Here is an 869-nt window from a genome sequence, read left to right as displayed (position 1 = left end):
ATTACTGTTGACGATGTTACCTACAGCACAAACAATTGGACAAACATTGACCCACAAACCAGTTTTAGTGAAGATTGCAGTGCAATACCATTAACCTACGTACCTGACGATAATTTTGAACAAGCATTAATAGATTTAGGGTATGATTCTGGGGCTTTAGATGATTATGTACCAACAGCTAATATTAATTCTATAACGGCCCTAGATGTTTCTTCTAAAAACATTGCAGACCTCACTGGTATTGAAGATTTTGTGGCTATTACTTCGTTAAATTGTAGTTTCAACAATTTATCTGCTTTAGACGTTTCAAATAATATTTTATTAGAAGTTTTAGAATGTGTCAAGAACAATTTTACAAGTATTGATGTCTCAAATAATACTGCACTGACATCATTAAATATTGTATTAAATGAATTAACTGCTTTAGATGTATCAAACAATACTCAATTACGAACATTAAATACTTCTACTAATTTTTTAACTAGTTTAGATGTATCAAATAATGTTTTACTTGAAAGCTTATATTGTGATTACAATCCTCTTACAAGTCTTAATGTAAAAAATGGTAATAATACAAATATAAATGTCTTTCATGCAGATAACAATCCAAGCCTCAATTGTATTGAAGTTGATGATGTAGCATATAGTAATAATACCTGGACAAACATTGACCCACAAACCAGTTTTAGTGAAGATTGTAGTGACACAACGGCTCCAATAATTACCTTACTTGGTGACAATCCACAAATCATAAATCTTGATGATGGTTACACAGAAATTGGAGCCGATACTGATGATGGCTCAACAGTCGTAATTGATGCTACTGCATTTGTTGATGCTGTTGGAAGTTATACTATTTATTATAATGC

Annotated in this window: 1 pseudogene; it reads left to right on the top strand. The window is 31.3% G+C overall.

Annotation, left to right across the window (positions count from 1 at the left end):
* Nucleotides 1-869, top strand: a pseudogene (locus JBL43_RS20145) (hypothetical protein); the annotation flags it as partial.

This window comes from Aureibaculum flavum (assembly GCF_016406085.1).
GTDB classification, from domain to species: Bacteria; Bacteroidota; Bacteroidia; order Flavobacteriales; family Flavobacteriaceae; genus Aureibaculum; species Aureibaculum flavum.
This window is presented reverse-complemented; position numbering and strand designations above follow the sequence as displayed.